This is a genomic window from Lonsdalea britannica (assembly GCF_002111595.1).
Taxonomy (GTDB): domain Bacteria; phylum Pseudomonadota; class Gammaproteobacteria; order Enterobacterales; family Enterobacteriaceae; genus Lonsdalea; species Lonsdalea britannica.
On sequence record NZ_LUTN01000004.1, the window covers coordinates 56,586 to 82,784 of the forward strand.

Consider the following 26,199-nt stretch of genomic DNA (forward strand, 5'->3'; position numbering starts at 1 on the left):
GCCGCCGTCTTAACGCTCGTCGCGACGGCCGGGAATCGCACTCCAGATCCGTCGAGCGTGGATCGTGATTTCCTCACGATCGTGATAGAGCTGTTTGGCATGAGCTTCCGCATTGATGCCGCTTTCATGCAGGCGTTCCATCAGCAGCTCCAGATTCTGATTCACTTCCTCATAGCGTTTTTTCATCGGTAGCTTGAGGTTGAAAATCACTTCACGGCACCAGCCTTTCACCAGCCAGTCAGCCATCAGGTTGGTGACTTTGGCCGGCTTCTCCACCATATCGCACACCAGCCAGTACACATTGTTGCGCGGCGGCTCGAACCGGAACCCGTCCGCCTGATGGTGAATGACCTGACCCGTATCCATCAGGCTCTGCGCCATCAGCCCGTTATCCACCGCATGAACCATCATGCTGCGCTTGACCAACTGATAGGTCCAGCCACCGGGACAGGCGCCCAGATCCACCGCGTACATGCCGCTGCCCAGTCGCTCTTCCCATTCATCCGCCGGGATGAAGACGTGAAAAGCCTCTTCCAGTTTGAGCGTGGAACGACTCGGTGCATCCGCCGGAAACTTGAGACGCGGTATCCCCATATAGAACGGAGAGTGGTTGTTGCTGTAGGAATAACCGACGTAGCAACAGCCTGGTGCGATAAACAGCACGTGGATCACCGGCCGACCCGGTTTTTCTTGCGGTAGCAATATCTTACTTTCACGCAACGCCGCGCGCAGCGGCACGGTGAATTTACGGCAGAACTTCATCAGTTCTTTGCTTTCGTTGGTATCCGGCACCTCGACGCGCAGTTCACCCGCACGCTCCAACACGCCGGTCAGCATGCCGACGATCGGCGAGATGCGGTCTTCCTGCGGCAGATCGCGCAAAAGCTCGCCGCATACCATCATCTGGCGGGCAAAGATCAGGCTCTTGAACGGTAAATCCTTAATCAGGCGATCGGCATCTTCATACTGATAGCACTCAAAAATGACGTAGCCGCTGTTGTCCTTGACCCGCACGAAGCCGTAAACGTTATGCTGTGCCGCTTTATCGGTAATTTCCGCCGCACACTCTTTTTCAAAGCCGGGACGGCAGTACAAAATGACTTTATTCATGCGAGTCAGCCTTTCTTTTCTGGCGCAGAGCGCCTATCAACAACAATAACCAGCCACCCAGGAAGCAAACGCCGCCCACCGGCGTAACATAGGCCCATAGCCTCAACTGGGACAGCGCCAGACAGTACAAGCTACCGCTAAACAACACCGTACCCAACCCAAGGAGCGCCGCACTCCAGTAAAACCATACGTTGGCGCGTTGGTGCATGGCCACGCTCAAGGCCAGAATCGCGAGCGTATGCACGGCCTGATACTGTAGCCCGGTATGAAGCCAATCCAGTTCGGCTTCGCCGAGCGTACGGCTTAAGACATGCGCGCCGAACGCGCCTAGGGCGACATATATAAATCCACTGATGGCCGCGAAAATCAGCATGAAACGGCTATTCATCATCGTTATCCATTTTCTTTTGAGGTAAACAAGGTGCTCGAATCCCAAAGATTCAGCGCGAGCCGCTGTCATAGCGGAAGCGGAATTTCTCCTGTTCGCTCGCCGCACGCGCCAGTATCCACTGGCGAAAGGCGGCTATTTTACCCAGTTCTGCCTGACTGTCATGACATACCAGATAAAAAGCGTTTTTACTCACCAGCACATCATTGAACGGACACACCAATCTGCCCGCTTCGATTTCCGTCTGCGCCATCACATTATTCGCCAGCGCGATCCCCTGACCGTGGATCGCCGCCTGTAACACCATCGCGCTATGACTGAATATCGGCCCCTGCTGAACGTTGATCTGCTGAATGCCCAATTGCCGCGTATAAGTTAGCCAGTCGCGGCGGGAAGCATCATGCAATAAAGTATGGCGAACCAAATCCGCCGGCACATTCAGCGGGTGCTCTCCTGTCAGCAATTGAGGAGAACAAACCGGCAATAAATACTCCGCGTAAAGTTTCTCCACCCGCAGTCCCGGCCAGTTGCCTCGACCATAAAAAATCGCTACGTCGACATCGTCCGCCAGACGGTGATCTTCCTCTCGGGATACCGCCTGAATGCGGACATCGATCCCCGGATAGTCAGCATTGAAACTGGACAACCGAGGTACGAGCCAATGGATGGCGAAACTCGGCAGCATACTCACCGTCAACGCCCCTTTGGCGCTGCGTGCCTGCAGTTTGCGCGTGGCGTCGTTCAAGGAGAGAAAGATTTCTTTGATGTCTAAAAAATAGCTTTGCCCTTCTTCCGTCAGCAGCAGCGAACGATTGCGACGACGAAATAATTTAAGGCCGAGAAAATCTTCGAGTGATTTAATTTGATGGCTCACGGCAGCCTGAGTCACAAACAGCTCTTCCGCTGCTTTGGTAAAACTCAGGTGGCGGGCGGCGGCATCAAACACGCGCAACGCATTAAGAGGAGGTAGTCGTTTTGACATAGATCGGATTATTGGCTCAGGCCTGTCAGCGCGGGTCTGATGCATGATAACTCATTAGTTTTTTTAATCCGAGACATTATAAATTGTCCGTTGAGGATGCACCAGCAAATACCTATATTAGCGGCACTTCCTGAGTCGGAACGAAAAGTACGGAGGGGTAACCGAAGTGCTTTGGCTTGTGGATGTGATGTTGTGTTTACTATTTACCGTCTGAATCTCAGACAAGGTAGCTCTGCTACCTTTTCATTTCCTGTTTTTCCCCTGTCTATTCACAATATTGTGTAAGGCACCGCAAGATTGCGGTGCTTTTTTTTTCATTGGTGCAACTCGCTGGTGAGCGTCGAGACGGTTTATTTCACTTCCGTCATCTGTTTCACATCGGAACGGTTGATCTGCTGTTCGTGACCAAAAGCATCGGTGTAGCTGATCAGGCCGGTATCATTGTCCACTTTCGGTTTGCCGTCCGCGATGATGGTCCGTCCGTCATTGGTGTGCAGAACATAGTTGCTGGAGCAGGCCACCACAGAGAAGGCCATCACAATGGCCGCAATGATTGATATTTTATTTTTCATATTACACTCCGAGTAGTTTTATAAGTTTAATATCTTCTATTGAACGCCATTAAATTCCACAACTTGACACTATTAAGCGTAGCAACCCGCCTCGTTTTTGCCACTGAGAACGTGTAAGTATTGTCCGAAACTTGTTTACGCCTGAAAAATGGGACAGGATCCGCCCCCTGAATAGAGGACAGTCATGAAACCGTTTAACGCCCCCCACTTTCGCCAACAGTTCCCAGCGCTTCAGCAGCCCGGCGTCTATCTGGACAGCGCCGCGACCGCGCTCAAACCCCAGTCAATGATCGACGCCGTGAGCCGCTATTACGGTTTGCCAAGCGGCAACGTGCATCGCAGCCAGCATCGCGAGGCGCAACGACTGACCCAGTGTTTTGAGGACACGCGGCAGCAGGTCGCGACACTGATCGGCGCGCCCGATCCGCGCAGCGTGATCTGGACGCGAGGGGCGACGGAATCCATCAATCTGGTCGCACAGAGCTTTGCCCGTCCTTTGCTCTCTCCAGGCGATGAGATTGTCGTCAGCGAAGCCGAGCATCACGCCAACCTATTGCCTTGGCTGATGGTGGCCCGGCAAACCGGCGCGAGCGTCGTGAAACTGCCGCTGGGCGATGACCTACTGCCGGACGTTGAACGCCTGCCCTCTTTGCTGTCGTCCCGAACGCGCATTCTGGCGATCACTCAAATGTCCAACGTCACCGGTGGGCAACCGGACTTGCAGCGCGCCATTACGCTCGCGCATCAAGCAGGCGCTGTCGTTGTGGTCGATGGCGCGCAGGGGATCGTGCATACGTCCGTCGATGTCTCGGCATTAGATATCGATTTTTATGCGTTTTCTGCTCACAAGCTGTATGGCCCCACCGGCATCGGCGTCCTGTACGGCAAACCCGAGCTGTTAGCCGATATGCCGCCCTGGCAAGGCGGCGGTAAGATGATGCAGGAAGTCTCTTTTGACGGTTTTATTCCGCAAGGCAGCCCGCAGAAATTTGAAGCAGGAACACCGCATATCGCGGGTGTTATCGGTCTTTCCGCTACCCTCGAATGGCTTGAAACCTACGACCGTCACGCAGCGGAACAGCACAGCGTCGCACTGGCCGAACAGGCTGAGCACGCTTTGATGACGCTGCCCGGTTTTCGCCGTTGGCGCAGCGCCGGTAGCAGCCTGCTGTCCTTTACATTCAGCGACGTACACCACAGCGATCTTGTCGCCCTACTGGCGGAAGAAGGCATCGCGCTACGTGCCGGGCATCACTGCGCTCAACCGCTGATGACCGCCCTCGGCGTAAAAGGCACCCTGCGAGCCTCTTTCTCCCCTTATAATAATGAGCAGGACGTGGCGCAATTGCTCGCCGCGACGCGTAAAGCGCTCGACCTGCTGCTGGACTAAACCACATGACTTTGAATACGACTCACCACCCTTTTGGCTGCGACATCACCGAAGACGATCTGCGCCAACGTTTCAGCGCTTGCCGCAGTTGGGAAGATCGCTATCGCCAGATCATTTTGCTGGCCAAACAGCTTCCCCCATTACCTGAAGATAAAAAGCAGTCCGCCATTGCGTTATCTGGGTGTGAAAATCAGGTGTGGTTGGGGTACGAACGGACAGCGTCTGGAACGCTGCATTTCTACGGCGACAGCGATGGGCGCATCGTTCGTGGGTTGCTGGCGATACTGCTTACAGGGGTTGAAGGAAAAACCGCAGCGCAATTGCAACAGCAAGACCCGCTGGCGCTGCTGGAAACATTGGCGCTGAAAGCTCAGCTGAGCGCGTCACGCTCCGCCGGACTGGCGGCGCTGGCCGCCAGAATTAAGGACATTGCGCGTCAAGAGTCCTGATTACAGGCTATTTTGACGCTGGTCTTTCGCCATCATTTTCTTTAACGCATGTGAAACCGCCACAAATCCAAAGGTGGCGGTTACCATTGTCGCCGCGCCGAATCCGGACGCACAATCCATCCGTTTCACGCCATCTGCGGTCTGTTTGGACGCGCAAACGCTGCCGTCGAGCTGAGGATAAACCAGTGCCTCACTGGAAAATACGCAGTCGATACCCAGCTTACCTTTGCTGTTCTTCACGACATTAAAATCGTGCTTCAGACGCTCGCGCAGCTTGGCCGCTAGGGGATCCTGAATGGTTTTAGCCAGATCCACGACAGCGATACGCGTGGGATCGATCTGCCCGCCAGCACCGCCGGTCGTGACAACCGGGATCTTGTTGCGTCGGCAGTAAGCTAACAACGCAGCTTTCGCCCTCACGCTGTCGATGGCATCAATCACGTAGCTGAATTCCTGATTCAACAACTCTGCCATGTTGTCCGGACTGATGAAGTCATCCACGCAGGTCACCCGACACTCCGGATTGATCGCGAGAATTCGCTCCGCCATCACTTCCGTTTTAGGCTGACCGGTATGCTGACGCAGCGCATGAATCTGTCGATTGGTATTACTGACGCAGACATCGTCCATATCAATCAAGGTGATCGCGCCGATACCCGTACGCGCCAGCGCTTCCGCCGCCCAGGAGCCGACGCCACCGATGCCAATCACGCAAACGTGCGCCTCGGCGAACAGCGACAACGCCTGCTGCCCGTACAGCCGGGCCGTACCGCCGAAGCGCTGCAGATAGCTTTCAGATAACTGTGAACTCATGACTAACCACCTTTACGGGTAACGACTTGGAGAAAACAAACGGCGAGGATGATAACGCAGTGCGACGCATTTGCGGAGTGAGAGATAAAACGAAATGTCAGCTTTGTGGAGAATTCGCGGTCAGAGCGCAAAGATGACGAAGCGGGCGCAGAGCCCGCTTCGTGATGCCATTACTCAGAGAAGGTCACCACCGGCGGCTTTCCTAGTAATCCGCCGCTGGTTGTCTGCGCTGGCGTAGCGCTCAGCAACAGCTCGGAACTTTGCGGCTGCGTGTTACGCAACACCCAGACTCGCCCATAGTGGTTATAAAAACCGGCGGCATGACCCGCTTCAGGGCCGATCCCCTGATAGATGTCGAAGTGCTGTCCCTTGATCGCACCGCCGACATCCAATGCAATCATCAGGCGCATTTCATATTTGCCGTTGAACTTGCCCTGATTATCCAGCAGCGGAACTTCCGCCAGCAGCACGCTCCCTTCGGGGATCAACGATCGGTCGGAGGCGACCGACGCTTTGGCAACCAGAGGCACCGCGCTCGCGCCACGCACTAACGCTGCGTCCATCGGTTTGAAGAACACAAAGGAAGGATTCTGTTCCAGCAGTTGACGAACTTCCTGTTCCGAATGGGTATCCGCCCAATGACGGATCGCCTGCATCGACATATTTTCTTTCGCAACTTCACCTTCATCAATCAGGACTTTGCCAATGCTGCGGTAGGCATGACCGTTTTTGCCTGCGTAAGCAAAGAATGTCAGAGGCCGGCCGTCACCGAAGTCGACATACCCGCTTCCCTGCACTTCCATCATGAAGTTATCCATTAAAGAGTTGCTCCAACCCAAAATCGGAGCATTGCCGAGCGCGCCTGCGTAAATGCCCGCGCGATCCGGAAGACGACGGTTTTTCTTGCCCCGCGACGGCATGCCATAGATAGGATACTGGAACTCCCCCTGGCGGGTGTAACGAGCCTGTACCACCGGAGTGTAGTAGCCGGTGAACTGAACGTTGCCGAAGCCGTCGACCCCTTCCATTTGCCAGGAGCCTAAACCGAACTTGTTGAGTTCACGTGTATCGCCGCCTGACAGCATCCAGTTTTGAATGGCCTGGAACGTGGCGTTATTGTTGCTATAAAGCGAGGGAGAATCTGTCTGAATGTGCGTGACTTGACTGGCGAAGTCGCCAGCGTTGATCGGCTTGCCGTGCGTGTTAGGTTCGTTCACCATTTTTAGAGGCTGAGTGAGATGTCCGTCTTTATACTGCTGACCCTGATCGGTAGGTCGACTCTGACATCCCGCCAAAACGGCGATCACTAAGCCGACTAACACATAACTGCCCCGCCATCCTTTCATTCTTCCGCGCTCTCTTCATAAGTGGTGTCCAACGCGGAACGATAGCAAACGGGTCGGTAAAATGAAATGCGATCAATCCCCCAAACCGCGCCGTTCCACATAAACAATATCCTTACCTGTTTTGCGGTAATAGATGAAGAAACAAACAAAGACAAGTTAAATCATGGATTTTTGCCAAAAAGGGGTTGCATAGAAACGCTTGGAGAGTATAGTGCGCTTCCACGGACGCGGGGTGGAGCAGCCTGGTAGCTCGTCGGGCTCATAACCCGAAGGTCGTCGGTTCAAATCCGGCCCCCGCAACCAATTCACGTTTGAGACGTGAAAGCAGTAAGAAAGAAAAGCCATAATACGGACGCGGGGTGGAGCAGCCTGGTAGCTCGTCGGGCTCATAACCCGAAGGTCGTCGGTTCAAATCCGGCCCCCGCAACCAATTTATGCCTGAGAAGTGAAAAGCAGTAAGAAAGAAAAGTCAGAATACGGACGCGGGGTGGAGCAGTCTGGTAGCTCGTCGGGCTCATAACCCGAAGGTCGTCGGTTCAAATCCGGCCCCCGCAACCAATTAACATTAAGCACCTTAACGGGTGTTTTTTGCGTTTTAGGGCCACCTCATCTTCAGGTTTTTCAAATCGAAAGGGACGCACCGTAGCCCGTCCTCCCCTTCTCTTCGCTAACTATCTGGCCCGCTGAGCGAAATACGCTTTGATCCCTTCGAAAATAGATTGCGCCACCTGCTGCTGGAATCGTGCAGTACGCAATTTACGCTCTTCTTCCGGATTACTGATAAAGGCGGTTTCCACCAAAACAGAGGGAATATCCGGCGCTTTTAATACCGCGAATCCCGCCTGGTCGACGCTATTTTTATGCAGGTGGTTGATGCGCCCCATCCGACGCAGAATTTCTCCGCCGAACTTGAGGCTATCGCTAATTGTCAGCGTCTGCACCATATCCAGCATCGTGTGGTCGAGATAGCGATCGCCGCTCATGCTGACCCCACCGATGAGGTCGGATTCGTTCTGAGTCTGTGCCAGAAAACGCGCAGCAGAACTGGTCGCTCCCTTTTTCGACAGCGCAAAGACCGACGACCCTTTAGCCGCACGGTTGGTAAACGCATCCGCGTGAATGGAAACAAACAAATCGGACCGCTGCTTGCGGGCTTTCGCCACTCGCACCTGTAGCGGTATAAATACGTCTTCATTGCGTGTCATATACGCTTTCATGTTGGGTTCACGATCGATCAACGCTTTCAGGCGACGCGCAATTTGCAGCACGACGTCCTTTTCACGCGTCCGATTTTTGCCGATCGCGCCGGGATCTTCCCCGCCATGTCCCGGATCCAACATCACCACCAGCGGTCTTTCCCGACCGGGCTTTCCGGCAAGCGGCGCCTCCGTCGGCAGCGTACGTTCAAGATCGCCCTTGTTGTAATCCTCCAGCAACGCCAGCAGCGGATCTTCCGCATTGTCGTAGCGACCCTCGATCGGGTAAAGATCAAGCACCAGACGATTTTTGAATCCGGCGACCGGCGACAGCGCGAATGTTTTGGGGCTGACCTGCTGCTTCAGTTCCAGCACCAGCCGCACCGTCCGCTTGTCGAACTGTCCTGCCCGGGCGGTCTTGATATAAGGGTCGCCTTGATTGAAACGCTGGCCTACATTTTTTAGCACGCTGTTCAGCGAGACATTTTCGATGTCCACCACCAACCGCCGGGGATTATCCAGCATGAACTGCCGATACTTCAGAGGATGACTGGATTCCAGCGTGACGCGGGTATAGGCCGATGCAGGCCAGATACGCACGGCGATAATCTGCGATGTGGCGGCGATACCCACGCCGGTAACACTCAACAGCCAGGTCGCAGCCGCACCCTGTAATAGTCTTCGGCGGGTCAGGGGGTGATTCGAATCAGACATGCAGCTCCGGTTTACGTACGGGGTAACAACTAATGACGATAAAAAGGTTATGTTTTTCAGAAACGCCCGAAACTTTAGCGAATCTGCCCCATACTGTCATGGAAAAAGTTTCCCGCTTGAGCGTGAATACAGGGGTCGCGGCATGAAAAAATGCGGACGATGAAACGCTTGCCTTTTACGCCATTAAGAATAAAAATACAAAAATACCGAATAAAAATTCAGGGGGCTCGCAGTGAAGGAACGTAGTACAGAACTGGTCCAAGCTTCCGCCATTCAGTTCCTTATATCAACGCGCATCGCGGAAAAACGTTCGTCATCATGCTCGGCGGTGAAGCGATTGAGCATGAAAACTTCAGCAATATCGTCAGCGACATCGGTCTGCTTCACAGCCTGGGCATCAAGCTGGTAGTTGTCTACGGCGCCCGTCCGCAGATCGACGCCAATCTGGTCGCACACCATTGCGAGCCGACCTACCACAAACATACCCGTATCACCGACAGCACTACGCTGGAGCTGGTGAAGCAAGCCGCCGGCATGCTACAGCTGGACATCACCGCCCGCCTGTCGATGAGCCTGACCAATACGCCGCTGCAGGGCGCGCATATCAACGTCGTCAGCGGCAATTTCGTCATCGCCCAACCGCTTGGCGTGGATGACGGCGTGGACTACTGCCATAGCGGCCGTATTCGTCGTATCGACGAAGAGGCGCTTCATCGACAGCTGGCGAGCGGCGCTATCGTGCTGCTCGGCCCTGTAGCAGTTTCCGTGACCGGCGAAAGCTTCAATTTAACCTCAGAAGAGGTAGCGACGCAGCTGGCGATAAAACTGCGGGCGGAAAAGATGATCGGCTTCTGCGCCGAGCAAGGCGTCACCGACGAGAACGGTAATGTAATTCCGGAAATGCTGCCGGAAGAGGCACAGCACCTGATTCAGAGCCAAGAGGAAGTGGAAGACTTCAATTCCGAAGTGGTACGTTTCCTGCGCGGTGCCGTAAAAGCCTGCCGCAGCGGAGTACGCCGCAGCCACCTCATCAGCTATCAGGAAGAGGGCGCGCTATTGCAGGAGCTGTTTTCCCGCGATGGTATCGGGACGCAGGTCGTCATGGAGAGCGCCGAGCAGGTGCGCCGCGCGACCATCAACGATATCGGGGGGATTCTGGAACTGATTCATCCGCTGGAACAGCAAGGGATCCTGGTGCGTCGCTCCCGCGAACAGCTGGAAATGGAAATCGACAAATTCACCGTGGTCGTTCGAGACAACCTGACCATCGCCTGTGCGGCGCTTTATCCGTTCCCTGAAGAAAGCATTGCCGAGATGGCGTGCGTGGCGGTGCATCCGGAATACCGCAACTCTTCCCGAGGCGACCAGCTACTGCATCACATCGAGACTCAGGCCCGTCATCAGGGACTTAAACGCCTGTTCGTGCTGACGACGCACAGTATCCACTGGTTCCAGGAGCGCGGCTTCCAGCCCGCTGAAGTCGCGATGCTGCCAAGGCGTAAGCAGGAGCTGTATAACTATCAGCGCCGCTCGAAAATACTTGTCCTGGACCTCTAAAGCGCTCACGCCGGACCAGACCGGCGCGAAAGCTCTGTTCTTTCGCGCCGCCTCTTTCTTTCATCCTTTTCGATTTAACCCGACGACTCCACCATCAAAGATCGAATACGCGCCTCAAGTCCGCTATAGCGCTGCGTCGGCGTACTCACCGCCCGACACAATATTGCGCTATCGCTGAAAAGCGACAGACGCTGTCGAGCGCGAGTGATCGCGGTGTACACCAACTCACGCGTCAAGACGGGTAGAAAGTGATTCGGCAGCGCCAGCGACGTGTGTTCGAACTCGGAGCCTTGAGACTTATGCACCGTCATAGCATAGGCCGTTTCATGCGGCGGCAGACGGCTAGGCGCGACCGATTTGGTTCGACCATCCGGCAGTTGGAAATAGACCCGCAGCTCCCCTTGTTCGTTCGTCATACTAATGCCAATGTCGCCGTTGAATAGCCCCAGCACCGCGTCGTTTCGCTCAACCATTACCGGACGGCCGACATACCAGCGCCCGCCATTAAGCGTGGGCCGTTGAATCAGTCCCGCCACCTGCAATGCGCGTTCAATCCTCTGATTCAGTCCGGCGACGCCAAACGGCCCCTCTCGTAGCGCACACAGCTGTCGGTAACGTTGAAAAGCTCGCAGTACTTGCTCCGGAGCATCACCGCGATGAATACGCTGAAGATAATCCGTGTACCCGTCCACCGCCTGATCCAACAGGCGCTGATAGTCTGCGTTATCCGCCAGAGGCAGACAGACGATATCGTCATACCCGTGCTGCAAAATAGCCTGTAGCTGTGCTTCGTCGCCCCGGTTGACCGCCTTCGCGAACTGACCAATGCCCGAGTCCGCTGTGAAACGGTAACTCTTGCGCAGCAGACAAATGCTGTCAGCCACCGAGGCATTTTCCGCCGAGCCCGGTTCTAACGTGCAACCGGTAAGGCGATTCAGCTGCAGACCGCGCTTCTGGCTATAGCCCTGTTCGGCGAAGCGACAGATGTCGCCCAGCACCGCCCCGGCCTCGACCGAAGCCAGCTGGTCGCGGTCGCCCAACAGGATGATGCGGGCCTGCGGCGGCAGCGCGGCGATCAGATTCGCCATCATCGGAAGATCGACCATCGAGGCTTCGTCCACCACCAGGACATCCAAATGCAGCGGATTATCCTGATGGTAGCGCAGACGCTGGCTGTCCGGCACCGCCCCCAACAGGCGGTGCAGCGTGGTAGCTTCCTGCGGAAAAGCCATTCGCTGAGCGTCGCTGAGCGGCAGCTGGCTTAACACGCTGCCCAACGATTCGGTGAGACGCGCGGCGGCTTTTCCAGTGGGCGCCGCCAGCTGAATACGCGGCGACGGCCCATCCTGCAGTTCTATCAGCGCCGCCAGCAGTCTGGCGACCGTCGTCGTTTTACCGGTACCCGGCCCTCCTGAAATCACCGCAATTCGCCGGGTCAGTGCGACCGCCGCTGCGATCTTTTGCCAGTCGGCTTCGCCCTCCACCGCAGGAAACAGGCCATCCAACACCACGCGGATACGGGCTTCGTCATAGACAGGCTCGGCACGATTACCGGCGATAAACTGCGCGACTCGGCACTCTCCCTGCCAGCTGCGCTGCAGGTACAGATTGTCCTGCTGAAAAACCAGCGGGGCAGGATCTTCACCCTCGCCGACGGCGGGTTCGTTCAACAACCGCTGTCGCCATTCACCTTCATCCGGTTTCCCTAACCGCTGCCAGATTTCCTGAGCCAGCGCCCGATCCCGACCGTCAAACAAGGCGTTAGGATGAAGCTGTGACAGCGGCAGACAAACGTGCCCCGCGCCCACGTAGGCGCTGAGGCACGCCGCCGCCAGCAGGAGATACGGCTGGTCGTCGTCCGCCAGCATCCGGGCAAACTGCACGTCCAGCGGACGCAACCAACGCCGCTGACGCGCTTCTTCCAACAGTTCAATCATGCCCGACATGCGCGCCCTCCGTTACCTCTTCGCCGCAAAACAAACCATCCATATCGTCGACAAACGCCCGGGACGGACGCGAGAAATAGATCCCGTTGCCGGGATGCTCGGCGCTGACGCCGCGTAAAAACAGATAAAAAACGCCGCCGAAGTGCTGTTCGTAGTCGTAGTCTGGCAGCCGGTGTCGCAGATAACGATGCAACGCCAGCGTGTAGAGCTGATACTGCAAATCGTACCGATGTTCCGCCATCGCCCGCATCATGGCATCCTGCGTATAGGCGCTGGCGTCATGCCCCAGCCAGTTGGATTTGTAATCCAGCAGGTAGTAACGCCCCTCCCAGACAAACACCAGGTCGATAAATCCCTTCAGCATGCCTTTGACCTGCTGGAACGATAAGGCCGGGCAGAGCGCGGAGAGCGGGTCATGATGTCGTATCAGACTATCCAACGCGTCGGCGGTGAGCATCCGCTGGATCGGCAGATAGAACTGCATCTCGGCCTGTTTATGCCCGTTACCCAGCTCGGCGAGCCGAATCCCGTCATCGTTAAGCGGCAAGCTCAGAACGTTCTCCATCCAGGGTTTCAGCACCGATAACCACTCATCCTCAATGCCATAGTGCCGAAGCTGTTCCAGTAGCCACTCGTCATCGATCGGCTGGGTGAAATCCAGCGTCTCGAACAGGCTGTGCAGAAACGTGCCCGGCGCGGCGCCGCGCGGAAACGAATGCGGCGAACGCTCTTCCACGTCCTCTTCCGCCGTTTCGCCCATCGAGTCGATATCGAAACGAGGCAACAACCCCTGAATGGTCTCGGAGCCATGCTGCTGCAACCCTGAGTAGCTGGTCACCCGCCAGCCGTCGCGCAGCCGACGGGTGTTGCGGCGCGCCTCGAGCGACGGCGGCAACGCCAGCTCGGGCTGCCACGGCTGTTCATCCTGCGCTGCCGCTATGCTTAAGCCGATACCCTCGCCTACCATGCCTTCAAGCTCAGCGATTAACGCCTCAGCGCTCGCGGCCTCACCGCGCTGCAACAAATAGCCCAGCGCGCTACGATGCATATCGCTATCGCCCTCTTTCTTCCGGGTTCCCTGAAACAACGGCGCGACCCCGACCGCACAGTGATAAACGGCGCGGGTCAACGCCACGTACAGCAACCGTAAATCCTCCGCCAACCGCTCTTCTTCCGCCAGTTGCTGACTCTCTTCGCCGTTTTGCAGATCCAGCATGGCCCGAAAGTTTTTCCGGTCATGATAGATACCTTCCTGCTGAGGGCGAAAATTGCCGATGAAGGGCAACCAGACCAGTGGGTATTCCAACCCCTTGGATTTGTGAATGGTGACTATCTGTACCAAATGGCGGTCACTCTCCAGCCGGAGCTGCTGATTTTCCGCCTGCGGGTTAGGCTGGGCGATCTGCTGGGCCAACCAGCGCACCAGCGCGTGTTCACTGTCTAACGACGCCGAGGCCTCCTGCAACAGTTCGCCGATATGCAGAATATCCGTCAGGCGACGTTCGCCGTCGACGCTCGCCAGCACATCCTCCGCCAGTCGACGATGCGTCATCAGCGCACGCAGCATCGGTAGAACGCCGCGCTGCAGCCAGAGCTGCCGGTAGCGGGAAAACTCGTCAACCAGCGCATCCCAACTTGCTTCACTGCGGCTCAGCGCGTCCAGCGACGGCGCATCCATTCCCATGATGGTGGTCGCCATCGCCGCACGCAGCGCGCGCTCCTGTTCCGGCGCCAGCACCGCCTGCAGGATCCACAGCATTTCCCGTGCTTCCGCCGTGGTGAATACGCTGTCGCGGTTGGACAGGTAGACCGACGGAATATACAGACGGTTCAGCGCCTGGCGGATCAGCATCGCCTCACGGCGGCTGCGCACCAATACGGTGATATCCGCCGCCTGCACAGGGCTCTTTTGGCCTTTGCCCTTCATCAGCCATGCCTGCCCCAACTGGCCGGCGGTCAGCCAGTCGCGGATCTGCCCTGCGCACTGACGAGCCATCACCTGCTGATATTCTCCTACCCCGGTGCCTTCCTGACCGCTCAGCCAGAACTGCAGCGCCGGCGTTTTCACGCCGTTCATTTCAAAAGCATAAGACTGGTTGGGCGGCGCCGGGTTGACGGGCAGAAACGGTATTTGCTCGAAAATAAATGGGGCATCGACGCGCTGGAACAGCTGGTTCACCGCCGCCACCATGCCCAGCGCGGATCGCCAGTTGGTGTCTAGCGTATAGTGTGACGACACCTCCGCGCGCGCGCGCATGTAGGTGAAAATATCCGCCCCGCGAAAGGCATAAATCGCCTGCTTCGGGTCGCCAATCATTAACCAGCCACACTGTGGCTGGTCAGCATAGATCGTATGGAAAATGCGATATTGCTGGGTATCCGTGTCCTGAAATTCATCGATCATCGCCACCGGATAACGCGTGCGAATCGCCTCCGCCAACTGCGCGCCTTCCGGCTGCTGCAATGCCTCATCCAAACGCCCCAAGAGATCGTCGAAGCCCAGCTCCGCCCGGCGCTGTTTCTCTTCCCGCACCGTGCGCTTGATCTCTCTCAGCGCCAGCCAGATGACCAGATCCTTGAGCGTCAGTGACTCCTGCAACAGCTGATCCACCGAGCTGAACACCGGGTGCAACGGCGGTTCGCCTTTGGTCGTGCTATCGATCAGCGCCTGCTGGCTAAAGCGTTTCAGATCTTTCGGCAGCTGGTAACTCTGCGTTGGCTGTTCGGCCCACTCGCCAATTTTGTGTATCCAGTTGGGCAGATTGCGACTGCTGTAACTCCGCTTATTGACCCCCGACGCACTGATCAGCGCCTCGAGACCAGACGCTTCACGCCACGCGTGTTTGAAGCTATCAATCAGCGCCACAATACGCTGATGACGCTCCAGCAGCGTTTCTTCCTGCTGCGGTTTACGCAGCGTCGGCGTTTCACCGTGAAGATACGGCAGCAGCGTCTGCAACAAGGCTTCTGGCCCCCGCCACTGTTCACTCAACACCCTCACGACGTCCAGAGGCAGCGGATAGCAGTAGCGACGCCAGAAGTCGGCGCAGGCCTGACGGCGCAGCGGCTGCTCATCTTCCAGCAGTCGCTGTTCGAACAGGATGCCGGACTCGAAGGCGTGGGTCGTCAGCATCCGCTGGCAGAAGCCATGAATCGTGTAGATGGCGGCTTCATCCATCTGTCGCTCCGCTCGCAGCAGCACCTCGGCCGCCTCCTGATGCCAACCCTGCGGGATGTCGGCCAGCAGTTGCTGCATGAGCGCATCACCCTCCTCTCCGCCCAGACAGGCGAGATAGAGAGCATGGATATTTTTACGGATACGCTCGCGCAGTTCTTCCGTCGCCGCCTCCGTAAAGGTAACCACCAGAATCTCTTCGACGAGCAAGGGACGCGGATAGGCGTGTTCACCACCTAGCCCCAGCAGTAAACGGAGATAAAGCGCGGACAGAGTATAGGTTTTGCCCGTTCCCGCCGACGCTTCGATCAATCGCTCGCCAGACAGCGGCAACGTGAATAAATCAAGAGAATGAGGAGTCACTGTCGTCATGGTTTTTTTGCCTGCTGAGGTGACACGATGTGGAGTAAGGCGCAAATGTTGAAATGACGACCCCGTTTAGCCGCCTTCTCATCCATCAGCCTTTTAACGCAGACACTCTGTCGCAAAATATTCAGCCTCAGCATAGGATTGAAAAAGTTCGGCTCCCGCGTCGAAATCAGCGCTCGCAGCAATAAACTGCGTTTGAGCAAGGCACGCCGCTCCCGCTCTAACGAGCCCAACGCGCGCATTTTTTTTCCTGACGCCTGTCGCGACGGTATTGATGTGCTGATGCACCGTTGCCGATACAGTTCGATATTCGTCGTGGACATTGCCTGCCATTGGGTCGGCACCGCCGTAATGTCTTGTTGCGCTACGGCAACGCGTTTCTGCAGCGCTTTTTTTGCGGATCTCAGAGACACGACCTCGCTCCACCGGTTGCCGTTCAAAACTGGTTGAACCGTACAGCGGGGAGTAGCCAGGTTTCCGCTGCGACCGTCACCTGTGCAATCCGTTCAAGGTCCATCTCCCGTACGATTCGCTGCAGATAATAATCTTCCCCTTCGCCGGACAGGTTGAACGTTCCCTGCCACGCTTCCAGCAGCTTTTGCTGCGCTTTATTGAGGGTGGTTTCATCGGACAACAGGCTGTCGCTGTCACGATCGTAGATGACCTTCAGCCAGGCGCCGCCGGAGCGATTAAGCAACAACAATGGTTGATTCATCCCTTGCTGATAGCCGCTAATCATTAATGCCATAAACTCCCGCGCCTGCGCTTCGCTCAGCGCAGGAAAACGCCAGCCGCTGTCTTCCCGCCCGTAGATCCGACTATCGCCTTCCCCGCCGTTCAGACAGTAGCCAGATGCTCCAACCACAGCATCATGCCATCCACCAGCGAAATTTTCCCGGGACGCCAGCGCAGCAAACCGTCGTGCTGAATTTGCGTCAGCCAGCCCGTGACGCGTACGCCATCGAGCGTAATATCTAGTTCCTGGCTATCCAACATGTCCAACTGCCGCTCTTCGCGCACGCGAGCCGCCAGATCGCGCATTTCATCCAGCTGCGTCTGCCAATACAGCTCGCCGAAGGCGCCATAAGGCAGCTCCCCAGCCGCGCGCATGCGCCGATAGAGTAAATCCGCATCCCCGTCGTTGATCAGGCATTCAGCAGCAGGGTATTCATCTGATAGCGATCGAGGTGATCGACTAAAAATGGCTCCTCTTCTCGCAGCTCCTGATCGTCGAGCACAAAATTCACACCGAGACGCAGTTGGAAAAATGCGCGTACAGGATGCCGGTAGAAGCGTTTTAGTTCGTCCAGCGTCACTTCGTCGTACTGCTGCTCCGGCAACGGCAGGTCGAACGGGGGTTGGCTTGCGCCTTCACGCCCCGCCGCCGCCAGCCACTCGGCGGCAAAACTCTGCGGCGTGCCGTCGGCGATGAAATTATCCGCATCAAACGGCATGCGCGGATGCTCGCAACAGAGCACCGCCAAAAGACGTTCGGCGCTGACGTCGCCGTCCAGATCTTCATCGCCCGGCACACAGTAACTTTGGGCGATGTAGTCCAGCAGCTCACTGACCAGCACGGAGGGAAAACGCGGGCTGTTATCCTGAATGGAGTGGCCGATATAGCTGATATAAAGTCGATTCTGCGCCGACAGCAACGCCTCCAGAAACAGGTAGCGGTCATCTTCCCGTCGGCTGCGATCGCCGCGGCGGCGATGCCGGGACATCAGGTCGAAACCCAGCGGCGGCAGCGTACGCGGATAAACGCCATCGTTCATGCCCAGCAGGCAGACTGCTTTAAAAGGGATAGAACGCATCGGCATCAGCGTGCAAAAATTCACGGCGCCAGCCAGGAAACGCTGACTGAGCCTGTCCCGGTCGAGCCGACCGGCCAGCTCGCTGCGTAACAGCGTGACGGGCACGGACTGCGGATAGCGCGCCAGCATGCCAGTGTTGATAATCTGCTGCCAGTGCTCCTCGATCAGCGTCAATGCCGCTTCGGCGTCACCGTCCGGCAAAAAGAAATCGTCCACCAGTTGACGACACAGCGGCTGCCACTCTTCCAACGTCCGCGGCTGCTGCAAACGCTGCCGCCACTGGCTTAACTGCATCAGCAAATCCGCCAGCTGTCCGGCCAGCTCGGCGATCAGCCCGCTGGATTCATCATAAGGAAGCACGCCGCGCCAGTCGCCCGCGTGGCTGTCCATCGCATACCCCAGCAGCATACGTGTGATGCCGAAACGCCAGGTGTGCTGACCGGTCGGCGGCAGCATCAGCTCTCTGACGTTGTCGTCGTCCAACCCCCAGCGAATGCCGGACTCCGTCACCCAAAGCCGCAGGCGTCTTAGCCCCTCTTCGTGAATGCCGAATCGACTCGCCAGCGCAGGAACTTCTAAGAGCGCCAATACCTGTTCCGCCATAAATCGGCTGGTCGGCAGTTCCAACAATGACAGCACCGCTTGCAAAGCAGGATGCGCATGACGCGCGCGCTGATCGGAGATGGAAAACGGCAGATAGCGATCTTCCGGCGCGTTACCAAAGACGGCCTGAATAAACGGCGAATAGCTGTCAATGTCCGCCACCATCACGATGATGTCGCGCGGCATCAGGTCGGGATCATCGGCCATCATCGCCAGGAGCTGGTCATGCAGCACTTCCACCTCACGCTGCGGACTATGGCAGGCATGCACGGAGACGGAACGATCCCCCGGTGTCAGAGGACGTTTGTGGCGTCTCTGTTCTACGCTATCGTCTTCCGTCAGGGCGATGTCGCTGTTCTTGCCAGTCACGACGATACGGCTGTCTTCCAGCTCCAGAATATCCCGCTGTAGCCCGCTAAGCAGATGCTGCTCCTCGATATCGACATATGCAGAGACGCCGTTCGTCTCATCGAGCTGCTCCAGTAAATGTAAATTGTCGCGCCCCAGCTTGCCCCAGGAGGCCAGCAGCGGATTACCCACATTTTGTTCGCCATCCTCTTTAAACAAGGACTCGGCACGCGCCGGATCGCGGAACAAGGGGCGGCTTTCTGCCGTCATATGCCGATGCTGATACAAGCGCCACTGGCGTCCTTTCAGGCGGGCCAGTGACGCCTCATCTTGTATGTCGCCCCAATAATAGCGACAGGGATTGGTAAACAGCAGGTGTACGTCGATATGTTTGCCCAACGCATTCAAGGCCTGTAGATAAACCGGCGGCAGTGCGGAAATGCCACAGATAAAGACCCGATCCGGTAGGCCGGGAGGACGGCGTTCCGCCTGTTCAAGCACCTGAACAAACCGCTGATACAGGATGGTGTGGTGCCATTCTAGTTGTCCCAGAGATTGCGTGTATTCCACCAGCCGCCGCCAGAGCGGCGCCTGCCACTGCTGAGCATCCCCGGCCTCATCCACCCACAGTTCCTGCTGCCAGCGCATAATCCAGTCAGGACGATAAATCAGATATTGATCGAACAGATCGGCCGTGCGACCGGCCAGTTGATGCAGCTTGCGATCATCGTTGTCCTCTTCCAGATAGTGGGCCAATAGAGCGAAAGCCGGATCGTCCAGCTGCTGAGGCAGCAGATGCATCAGTTTCCAGCTCATGGCTTCTTTGCTAAAGGCGCTTTCTTTGGGAATTTCGGGGATCAGCCGCCGACACATGTCCCACAAAAAGACGCCCGGCAGCGGAAATTGGATATTAGCGGCGATATGAAATTTCTCGGCCAGTTCAATTTGGAGCCACTGCGCCATACCCGGACTTTGTACTAACACCATTTCCGGCTGGAAAGGGTCGGTAAGCGGCTGTTGCTGCATTAGCACCGCCGTCAGCTCCTTCAATATATCCAGCTGATTGGAATGGTAAACCGTGAACATGGTGACTCCTGACCGTGCGCTGCCGTTTATGTTTATGATGTATTCGAAGTGGGCTCTTCAGTGTCCGTCGGCGGATAGCAGAGCCAACGCGTGAGCGAGGCGGAATAGTGCCGCGGCGTCACTACGGCCGCCGTGACCCGCTGGCACTGCGGGCCGTACGGTTGCACGTTGAGAGAGCTGGTCCAACCTTCCGGCAACGACGCGGTGACGGTTTGGACGGGCACGCCTGCGTCCTGTGCCTCTAGCTGTTCATTTACCCACCGCCAGGCCTGACGCTGCTGCCATTGGTACTGTAGCGACCGTTGAAGTATTAAATGATATTGCAATAATCCGGTCAGAGAAACCGCGAACAGCAATGCGGCAATCAGCGTTTCAAGCAGGCTAAACCCGCTCTGATTTCCGTCGAACGACAGTTTCTTAATGAACGACACAGTAACGCGCCTCCGGTTCTGGGCAGAAGTCGAGCCATCCCTGCGACATCGCCTGCAGCAGCACGGCACCGTCGATGGTCTGCGCCGCGACGCGCTGATATAACCGCAGCGGCGGCGTATTCACTTCAAACTGCCCCTCGCCCCGCAACACGCCCTGATTGCCGGAAGAAGATATATGCAAACAAACCCGCAGGCGGTCCATCGAGAGCGTGCGACACTGCCACATATCCCCATTTTCCTGCCAGCGTTGACTCATTCCCCATTCAAGAGAAGATAGCCCCTGATTGAAGGCTTTCCAGTAATGCTGTTCGTCCTTGCCCTGTTCCATCCAGGTTTCCAACTGCTTTTGCATACCGACCAGCAACAGCACCCCAAGGGAGATAAGCACCATGACGATCATCAAGGCGTTGCCCGACTGGTGACATTTAGACGGCATCATGATTACGCCTCGCGACCCACCGCTGCACCTGCTGTTTGATCTGCGGCCTGTCAGTCCAGTAGCCTGACAGCCCCAGCAGGTATAACGTTCCTCGACTGCCCTGTTGTGAAGAAACCTGAAATCCGGTGATGGTCACTTCATTGGGGTCGAAGAATTTCTCCCAGCGTTTCCCCCGGCAATGGGCATAGCCGGTTTGGACCTCAAGCGCCCCCTCGCGCAGACGATAGCTGAAAAATTCGCCCTCCTGCCGTTCGCCGGGGTCCCAGTGACCGCTACGGTTCACGTCGTAGGCAACCGTCAGGCAACTTTGAGTCGAATTCGCGCCGTCGGGGCTCAACGTAATCGCCTCGCCCCGGCAACTTCCCGCGCAAAATCCCGCGCGAAGGATATCTTTTTCGATAACGGATAGGGCCTGGCTGAGCGTTTGCTCAAGACGAAAGGCGTTGAGTCCCTGCTGACTCTGCTTATTCAGCACAGAAAACAGCTGTACGACCGCAAGAATAATGATGCTGACAATGCCAAGCGCCAGCATGACTTCCGGCAGAGAAAAACCGCCGATACGACATTTTCTATCCGGCATCAGCATATTGGAGTACCCAACAGCGGCTGACCTTCACTGCACAGCCTCAATCGCCCACGCACGGAAAGGACCAACCGGATACGCCCCGCCGCACTTCCCAACGTCAGGTGGCCCGATTGCGCCGTATGGCGCAGACCAAAGAAGGAAAACTGCTGCGCCGTAGCGTCGACCAGCTTAATATCGCGCGATGTCGGAATAAAAAAATGCGCGCTGTCCGCCGGACAGTCGCCGCCTGATGTCGCCGGCCCTACGCACCAACGTTCCCCGACACGAAGTACCTGCGCCGTATGCGTCTCGTTACGCCAGTTGGCTTGAGTTTGTATACGCGCCACGACGCTCATCAACTGCCGTGCATTTTGCTCCAGCAGCATCGACTGACGATATCCTAACCAGCTATGTAGTCCTGCGCCGACCAGGAGAGATATCACCGCTATTACCATCACTAACTCCAGCAGGGTGAACCCCTGTTGCCATCCATTGCATTTTTTCATGCCGCTCAGTGTAGCGACAATCCCTATTTCCGACAGCAAAATGGTATCGGCTTTGCGCAGCGCCGCGTAGATTTTTTGAAGCGAAAACAGATTATTACTATTTAAATGCGAAGCGGTTCGCAAAAACCATCTTGAGCACAAAAAAAAACCTGTCGGCGAATCGCCCACAGGATATTTTCATGACTGGCCCAACGACGCCTGTATTCACTCCGGCGATATCGGGCGATGCCGCCGGAGTCAGGACCAGAGGCGCGAACGCCTCACATTAACGGTTAGATCGCGACAGGCGCTTTGATCGGCGGATGCGGATCGTAACCTTCGATTTCGAAGTCTTCGAAACGGTAGTCAAACAGAGAGGCGGGGCGACGTTTGATGATCAGTTTCGGCAACGGACGCGGTTCACGCGTTAGCTGCAGATGTGTCTGTTCCATATGGTTGCTGTAAAGGTGCGTGTCGCCCCCTGTCCAGACGAAGTCACCAACTTCCAGATCGCACTGTTGCGCTACCATGTGCACCAGCAGCGCATAGCTGGCGATGTTAAACGGCAGCCCCAGGAATACATCGCATGAACGCTGGTAAAGCTGGCAAGAGAGCTTGCCGTCGGCGACATAAAACTGGAAAAACGCATGGCAAGGCGCCAGCGCCATCTGATCGAGCTCGCCCACATTCCAGGCGGAGACGATGATGCGACGGGAGTCCGGATCCTGTTTCAACTGGGTCATCACTTTCTCCAGCTGATCGATCTGACGGCCATCCGCCGCGCCCCATGAGCGCCACTGTTTGCCGTACACCGGCCCCAGGTCGCCATTATCATCGGCCCATTCATCCCAAATGGAGACTTTGTTTTCGTGCAGATAACCGACGTTGGTATCGCCGTTCAGGAACCACAGCAGTTCATGGATAATGGAGCGCAAATGGCAGCGTTTAGTTGTCACCAGCGGGAATCCCTGCTGCAAGTTGAAACGCATCTGATGACCGAAAATCGATAGCGTACCCGTGCCCGTGCGGTCGTCTTTTGGCGTCCCCTCATCAAGCACTTTTTTCATCAGTTCCAGATACTGTTTCATACTACCTCATTTAAATATTGAATCGTTGCCATCACTGCCGGGCAGGCTGACGGCGATAAGCCAAATCATCATCAGAAGACCTGCCAGCACCATCGGAATCGACAGGATTTGTCCCATGCTCATGATGCCGCTGAAAAGCCCTAACTGCGCGTCCGGCTGACGGAAAAACTCGACGATGATACGGAACAGGCCGTAGCCGATCAGGAACAGGCCGGACACACTGCCCATAGGACGTGGTTTGCGGATAAAGAGATTCAGGATGATAAACAGGACAACCCCTTCCAGCAGCAGTTCGTACAACTGCGACGGGTGACGCGGCAACACGCCATACTGATTCAGAATTTCCTGCCACTCCGGGTGCGTCGCCGCTAGCACGACGTCTTCGCCGCGCGAGCCGGGAAACAGCATGGCCCACGGCGTGTCAGTCGTCACGCGGCCCCACAGTTCACCGTTGATGAAGTTGCCCAGACGGCCCGCGCCAAGGCCGAACGGTATCAGCGGCGCAATGAAGTCGGAGACCTGGAAGAAGTTACGCTGGGTGCGGTAGGCAAAGCACAGCATGACGACAATCACACCGATCAGACCGCCGTGGAACGACATGCCGCCATCCCAGACTTTGAACAGGTAAAGCGGATTTTCCAGGAAGCTGGAAAAAGCATAGAACAGCACATACCCGAGTCGCCCGCCGATGAATACGCCGAGGAAGCCCAGATAAAGCAGGTTTTCGACTTCGTCTTTTTTCCAGCCGCTGCCCGGTTTGTTCGCCCGACGAACCGCCAGCCACATGGCAAAGACAAAACCAACCAGGTACATCAGACCATACCAGTGCAGCGATACGGGGCCGATGGAAAAAATTACCGGATCAAATTGAGGAAATTCCAGATAGCTCGTCGTCATCAATCACCACATTCTCGTTGTTTTGTCCCTGATTACGGGCTCAGCTAAAGGCAGGAAAACCGATGGAACGCCTGCCGCATTTCGCGGTTGCGCATAATAGCATAACGTATTAGGCCCCATGCCGGTGTTGCAGCAAAAGATCTGTAAAACATCGCTTCATCAATTGCGGTGACATCGCGTCAGCGGCCGCCGCGGATCAGGCCGCCCAAACCTCGTTCTTCAATAAACAGCGATGCCCACTGTCGCGCCTCGGTGGCGGTCTGCGCCGTCAGCGCTTTGTCCGCAAGCCGCCCGGCATCTTCCTGATCGATGTGACGCAGCAGATACTTGATACGCGCCACGCTGCGTCCGTTCATGCTCAGCGAGCGATACCCCATACCTATCAGCAGCAAAGCGCCCATCGGCTCGCCCGCCATTTCCCCGCAGACCGACACCGGCAGACGCTGCAGCCGGCACTGCGTGACGATCAGATTCAACGCCTGCAGCATCGAAGGATGAAGGCTGTCGTACAGCGCGCCGACATGGGGATTGTTGCGATCCACCGCCAGCAGATATTGCGTGAGGTCGTTTGTCCCCACTGAAACAAAATCAATGCGCGAACTGAGATGAGGCAGCAGGAACAGCATCGAAGGCACTTCGATCATGATCCCAATACGCGGCCGGGGCTGCGGGCAGTTCAGCATTTCCGCCACTTCGCCCGCCGCGCGGTCGATCAACCGACGCGCTTCGTCGATCTCGTCCAGACTGTTGATCATCGGCAACAAGATATGCAGATTGCCCAGCTCTGCGTTGGCGCGCAGCATGGCACGCACCTGTATCAGAAAGATTTCCGGCTGATCGAGCGTGACACGAATGCCTCGCCACCCCAGGGAGGGATTTTCCTCGCTGATCGGCATATAGGGCAACGGTTTGTCGGCGCCGATATCCAGCGTGCGCAGCATGACCGGATTGTCAGGATAAAGACGCAGCATGCTTTCATACTGCGCGACCTGCTCGTCCTCAGAAGGAAATCCACTTTGCACCATGAAGGGAATTTCCGTGCGGTACAGACCGACGCCGTCGACCTGATCGATGAAGCGTTTTTCATGCTCCGCGCTGAGACCGGCATTAAGCATCACGCGCACGCGCTCGCCGCTTTTCAGCATGGCCGGGCGGTTGCCGTCATCTTCCGTCAGCCGGTTGAGCTCCAGCTCTTCATCCAGTACGCGCTGATACTCCTGCACCAGCACCGGCTCGGGATCGACCAGCAGCTCACCGCGATAGCCGTCAAGGATCAGCAGCCGCTGATGCAATAACGCAGGCTGAATATCTGCGTCCATTAGGGTGGGGATCCCCATGGCCCGGACCAGGATCGCGGCATGCGAGTTGGCAGCGCCTTCGTGAACGACTATCCCGGCTAGCCTGTCTTGCGGCAACTCGGCCAGCAGCGTCGCCGTCAGCTCATCCGCCACCAGAATAAAACGTTCCGGCCATTGCGCCGTGCCCTGAATGCTATCGTCCAGATGAAACAGCAGCCGCTGTCCGAGCGCGCGCAGGTCGCTGGCGCGCTCACGCAGATAGGTATCTTGCAGCGTGGCGAACTGGGCCGAAAAACGCTCGATGACGACCTTGACCGCCCACTCCGCCGAACTGCCGGTATCCACTTCCTGACTTAGCTCTCGCTTTAACCGGGCGTCGTTAAGCAAATGAGAATAGAGATCGAATATGGCGGCGCTTTCTTTCTGCGCGCTGGCGCTGAAGCGTTTGCTGTAGCGGCGGAACTCCGCTGCGGCGTTTTCCATCGCCTGCAGCAGGCGCGAACGTTCACGATCGCTATCCAGACTGGACGCGGGAAAGACCTGCTCCAGGGAGGGCTGACTGCGATCCTGCCAGCCAGAGGCTATCGCCACCCCCGGCGCGGCGGCCAGCGCTTTGATCCGCGTTTGCCGGTATTGTCCAAACAGCGCTTTGATCTGGGACTGGGACAGAATGGCCGCCATCTGCGTGGCCAGCGTCACCATGAAAGATTCGTCGTTCTTGTCGAACTGTCTCAGTTCCCTTTGCTGCACGACCAGAACGCCCAGCAGCTGACGCCGGTGAATAATCGGCACGCCAAGGAAAGAACGGAATTGTTGTTCCCGAACCGCAGGAATGAATTGGAAGCTGGGGTGACTTTGGGCGTCGGCCAGATTGATGAGTTCAGCGCGCTCGCCGACCAATCCGACGACCCCTTGCCCGAAAGCGAGAGTGATGGGACGTCCCCGAGGTTTTTTTAACCCTCGGGTCGCCATCAGGTAATAGCAGTGACGATCGTGGTCGGCCAGGTAAATAGAACAGACTTCGGTGTCCATCGCCAGACAGATTTCGTTGACCAGAATATCCAGCGCATCCGATAACTGCGCCGTCGCGGCGACTTTCTCAATGACTTCTCGCAGGCGCGTGAGCATGGTGGGCTGA

At 56.7% G+C, this 26,199-nt stretch carries 18 protein-coding genes, 3 tRNA genes and 3 pseudogenes; 6 read left to right on the plus strand and 18 right to left on the minus strand.

The window, feature by feature from the left end; genetic code table 11:
* Positions 1-9: 9 nt before the first annotated feature.
* The 4 genes from rlmM to AU509_RS04600 form a co-directional block, all read right to left on the minus strand.
* On the minus strand, positions 10-1,110 hold the full coding sequence (gene rlmM / locus AU509_RS04585) for a 23S rRNA (cytidine(2498)-2'-O)-methyltransferase RlmM (protein ID WP_085651478.1): 1,101 nt from the start codon (positions 1,108-1,110) through the stop codon (positions 10-12).
* Positions 1,103-1,498: a DUF423 domain-containing protein gene (locus AU509_RS04590; protein ID WP_085651518.1), complete on the minus strand. Its 396-nt coding sequence runs from the start codon at positions 1,496-1,498 to the stop codon at positions 1,103-1,105. Before AU509_RS04590 ends, rlmM begins: the two co-directional genes overlap by 8 nt.
* 52 nt (positions 1,499-1,550) lie before the next feature.
* Positions 1,551-2,480: a transcriptional regulator GcvA gene (locus tag AU509_RS04595; RefSeq protein ID WP_094117765.1), complete on the minus strand. Its 930-nt coding sequence runs from the start codon at positions 2,478-2,480 to the stop codon at positions 1,551-1,553.
* A gap of 350 nt (positions 2,481-2,830) precedes the next feature.
* A complete protein-coding gene (locus AU509_RS04600; RefSeq protein ID WP_094100895.1) occupies positions 2,831-3,052 on the minus strand; it encodes a YgdI/YgdR family lipoprotein in 222 nt (73 codons plus the stop codon).
* A 184-nt stretch (positions 3,053-3,236) separates the two neighbouring features.
* Here AU509_RS04600 and csdA point away from each other — a divergent pair, with 184 nt between their 5' ends.
* Together csdA and csdE are read left to right on the plus strand one after the other, a co-directional pair.
* Positions 3,237-4,442 (plus strand): cysteine desulfurase CsdA, encoded by a 1,206-nt coding sequence (gene csdA / locus AU509_RS04605; RefSeq protein WP_094117766.1) that lies wholly within the window; start codon positions 3,237-3,239, stop codon positions 4,440-4,442.
* A 5-nt stretch (positions 4,443-4,447) separates the two neighbouring features.
* Positions 4,448-4,891: a cysteine desulfurase sulfur acceptor subunit CsdE gene (gene csdE, locus AU509_RS04610; RefSeq protein WP_094117767.1), complete on the plus strand. Its 444-nt coding sequence runs from the start codon at positions 4,448-4,450 to the stop codon at positions 4,889-4,891.
* On the opposite strand, the gene tcdA is transcribed toward csdE, so the two are convergent.
* Together tcdA and mltA are read right to left on the minus strand one after the other, a co-directional pair.
* Positions 4,892-5,704 (minus strand): tRNA cyclic N6-threonylcarbamoyladenosine(37) synthase TcdA, encoded by an 813-nt coding sequence (gene tcdA, locus AU509_RS04615; RefSeq protein WP_094117768.1) that lies wholly within the window; start codon positions 5,702-5,704, stop codon positions 4,892-4,894.
* Between the two features lie 170 nt (positions 5,705-5,874).
* A complete protein-coding gene (mltA, locus tag AU509_RS04620) occupies positions 5,875-7,050 on the minus strand; it encodes a murein transglycosylase A (RefSeq protein WP_094117769.1) in 1,176 nt (391 codons plus the stop codon).
* 226 nt (positions 7,051-7,276) lie between these two features.
* Between mltA and AU509_RS04625 the strand changes: the two genes are divergently transcribed.
* The 3 genes from AU509_RS04625 (at position 7,277) to AU509_RS04635 (ending at position 7,608) form a co-directional block, all read left to right on the plus strand.
* A tRNA-Met gene (locus AU509_RS04625) sits at positions 7,277-7,353 on the plus strand.
* A 50-nt stretch (positions 7,354-7,403) separates the two neighbouring features.
* Positions 7,404-7,480, plus strand: a tRNA-Met gene (locus AU509_RS04630).
* 51 nt (positions 7,481-7,531) lie between these two features.
* Positions 7,532-7,608: transfer RNA gene (locus AU509_RS04635), tRNA-Met, on the plus strand.
* A gap of 113 nt (positions 7,609-7,721) precedes the next feature.
* On the opposite strand, the gene amiC is transcribed toward AU509_RS04635, so the two are convergent.
* The gene (amiC, locus tag AU509_RS04640) at positions 7,722-8,960 is read right to left on the minus strand and encodes an N-acetylmuramoyl-L-alanine amidase AmiC (RefSeq protein ID WP_085651485.1); all 1,239 of its coding nucleotides are present in this window, start codon (positions 8,958-8,960) and stop codon (positions 7,722-7,724) included.
* A 232-nt stretch (positions 8,961-9,192) separates the two neighbouring features.
* Between amiC and argA the strand changes: the two are divergent.
* Positions 9,193-10,517, plus strand: a pseudogene (gene argA / locus AU509_RS04645) (amino-acid N-acetyltransferase).
* 74 nt (positions 10,518-10,591) lie between these two features.
* Here argA and recD read toward each other — a convergent pair.
* The 11 genes and pseudogenes from recD to ptsP all read right to left on the minus strand — a co-directional run bounded on the left by recD (position 10,592) and on the right by ptsP (position 26,189).
* Positions 10,592-12,454, minus strand: a complete 1,863-nt coding sequence (gene recD / locus AU509_RS04650; protein WP_094117849.1) for an exodeoxyribonuclease V subunit alpha — start codon at positions 12,452-12,454, stop codon at positions 10,592-10,594.
* Positions 12,447-16,010, minus strand: a complete 3,564-nt coding sequence (gene recB / locus AU509_RS04655) for an exodeoxyribonuclease V subunit beta (protein WP_094117770.1) — start codon at positions 16,008-16,010, stop codon at positions 12,447-12,449. Before recB ends, recD begins: the two co-directional genes overlap by 8 nt.
* Positions 16,007-16,420 carry a hypothetical protein gene (locus AU509_RS04660; protein ID WP_094117771.1) on the minus strand — a complete coding sequence of 138 codons (414 nt, stop codon included), beginning with the start codon at positions 16,418-16,420 and terminating at the stop codon, positions 16,007-16,009. The genes recB and AU509_RS04660 overlap by 4 nt, the downstream gene beginning before the upstream one ends.
* A 23-nt stretch (positions 16,421-16,443) precedes the next feature.
* Positions 16,444-19,858: pseudogene (recC, locus tag AU509_RS04665) on the minus strand (exodeoxyribonuclease V subunit gamma).
* Between the two features lie 32 nt (positions 19,859-19,890).
* Positions 19,891-20,289 (minus strand): prepilin-type N-terminal cleavage/methylation domain-containing protein, encoded by a 399-nt coding sequence (locus tag AU509_RS04670; RefSeq protein WP_085651490.1) that lies wholly within the window; start codon positions 20,287-20,289, stop codon positions 19,891-19,893.
* A complete protein-coding gene (locus AU509_RS04675) occupies positions 20,276-20,728 on the minus strand; it encodes a YgdB family protein (protein WP_085651491.1) in 453 nt (150 codons plus the stop codon). The genes AU509_RS04670 and AU509_RS04675 overlap by 14 nt, the downstream gene beginning before the upstream one ends.
* Complete coding sequence (locus AU509_RS04680) at positions 20,715-21,314, minus strand: prepilin peptidase-dependent protein (protein WP_094117772.1); 600 nt, start codon at positions 21,312-21,314, stop codon at positions 20,715-20,717. The genes AU509_RS04675 and AU509_RS04680 overlap by 14 nt, the downstream gene beginning before the upstream one ends.
* A complete protein-coding gene (locus tag AU509_RS04685; protein WP_244201029.1) occupies positions 21,308-21,799 on the minus strand; it encodes a prepilin peptidase-dependent protein in 492 nt (163 codons plus the stop codon). The genes AU509_RS04680 and AU509_RS04685 overlap by 7 nt, the downstream gene beginning before the upstream one ends.
* Before the next feature lie 272 nt (positions 21,800-22,071).
* On the minus strand, positions 22,072-22,866 hold the full coding sequence (thyA, locus tag AU509_RS04690; RefSeq protein ID WP_085651493.1) for a thymidylate synthase: 795 nt from the start codon (positions 22,864-22,866) through the stop codon (positions 22,072-22,074).
* Between the two features lie 31 nt (positions 22,867-22,897).
* Positions 22,898-23,763, minus strand: a pseudogene (lgt, locus tag AU509_RS04695) (prolipoprotein diacylglyceryl transferase).
* A gap of 179 nt (positions 23,764-23,942) precedes the next feature.
* A complete protein-coding gene (ptsP, locus tag AU509_RS04700; protein ID WP_094117773.1) occupies positions 23,943-26,189 on the minus strand; it encodes a phosphoenolpyruvate--protein phosphotransferase in 2,247 nt (748 codons plus the stop codon).
* Positions 26,190-26,199 lie beyond the last annotated feature (10 nt).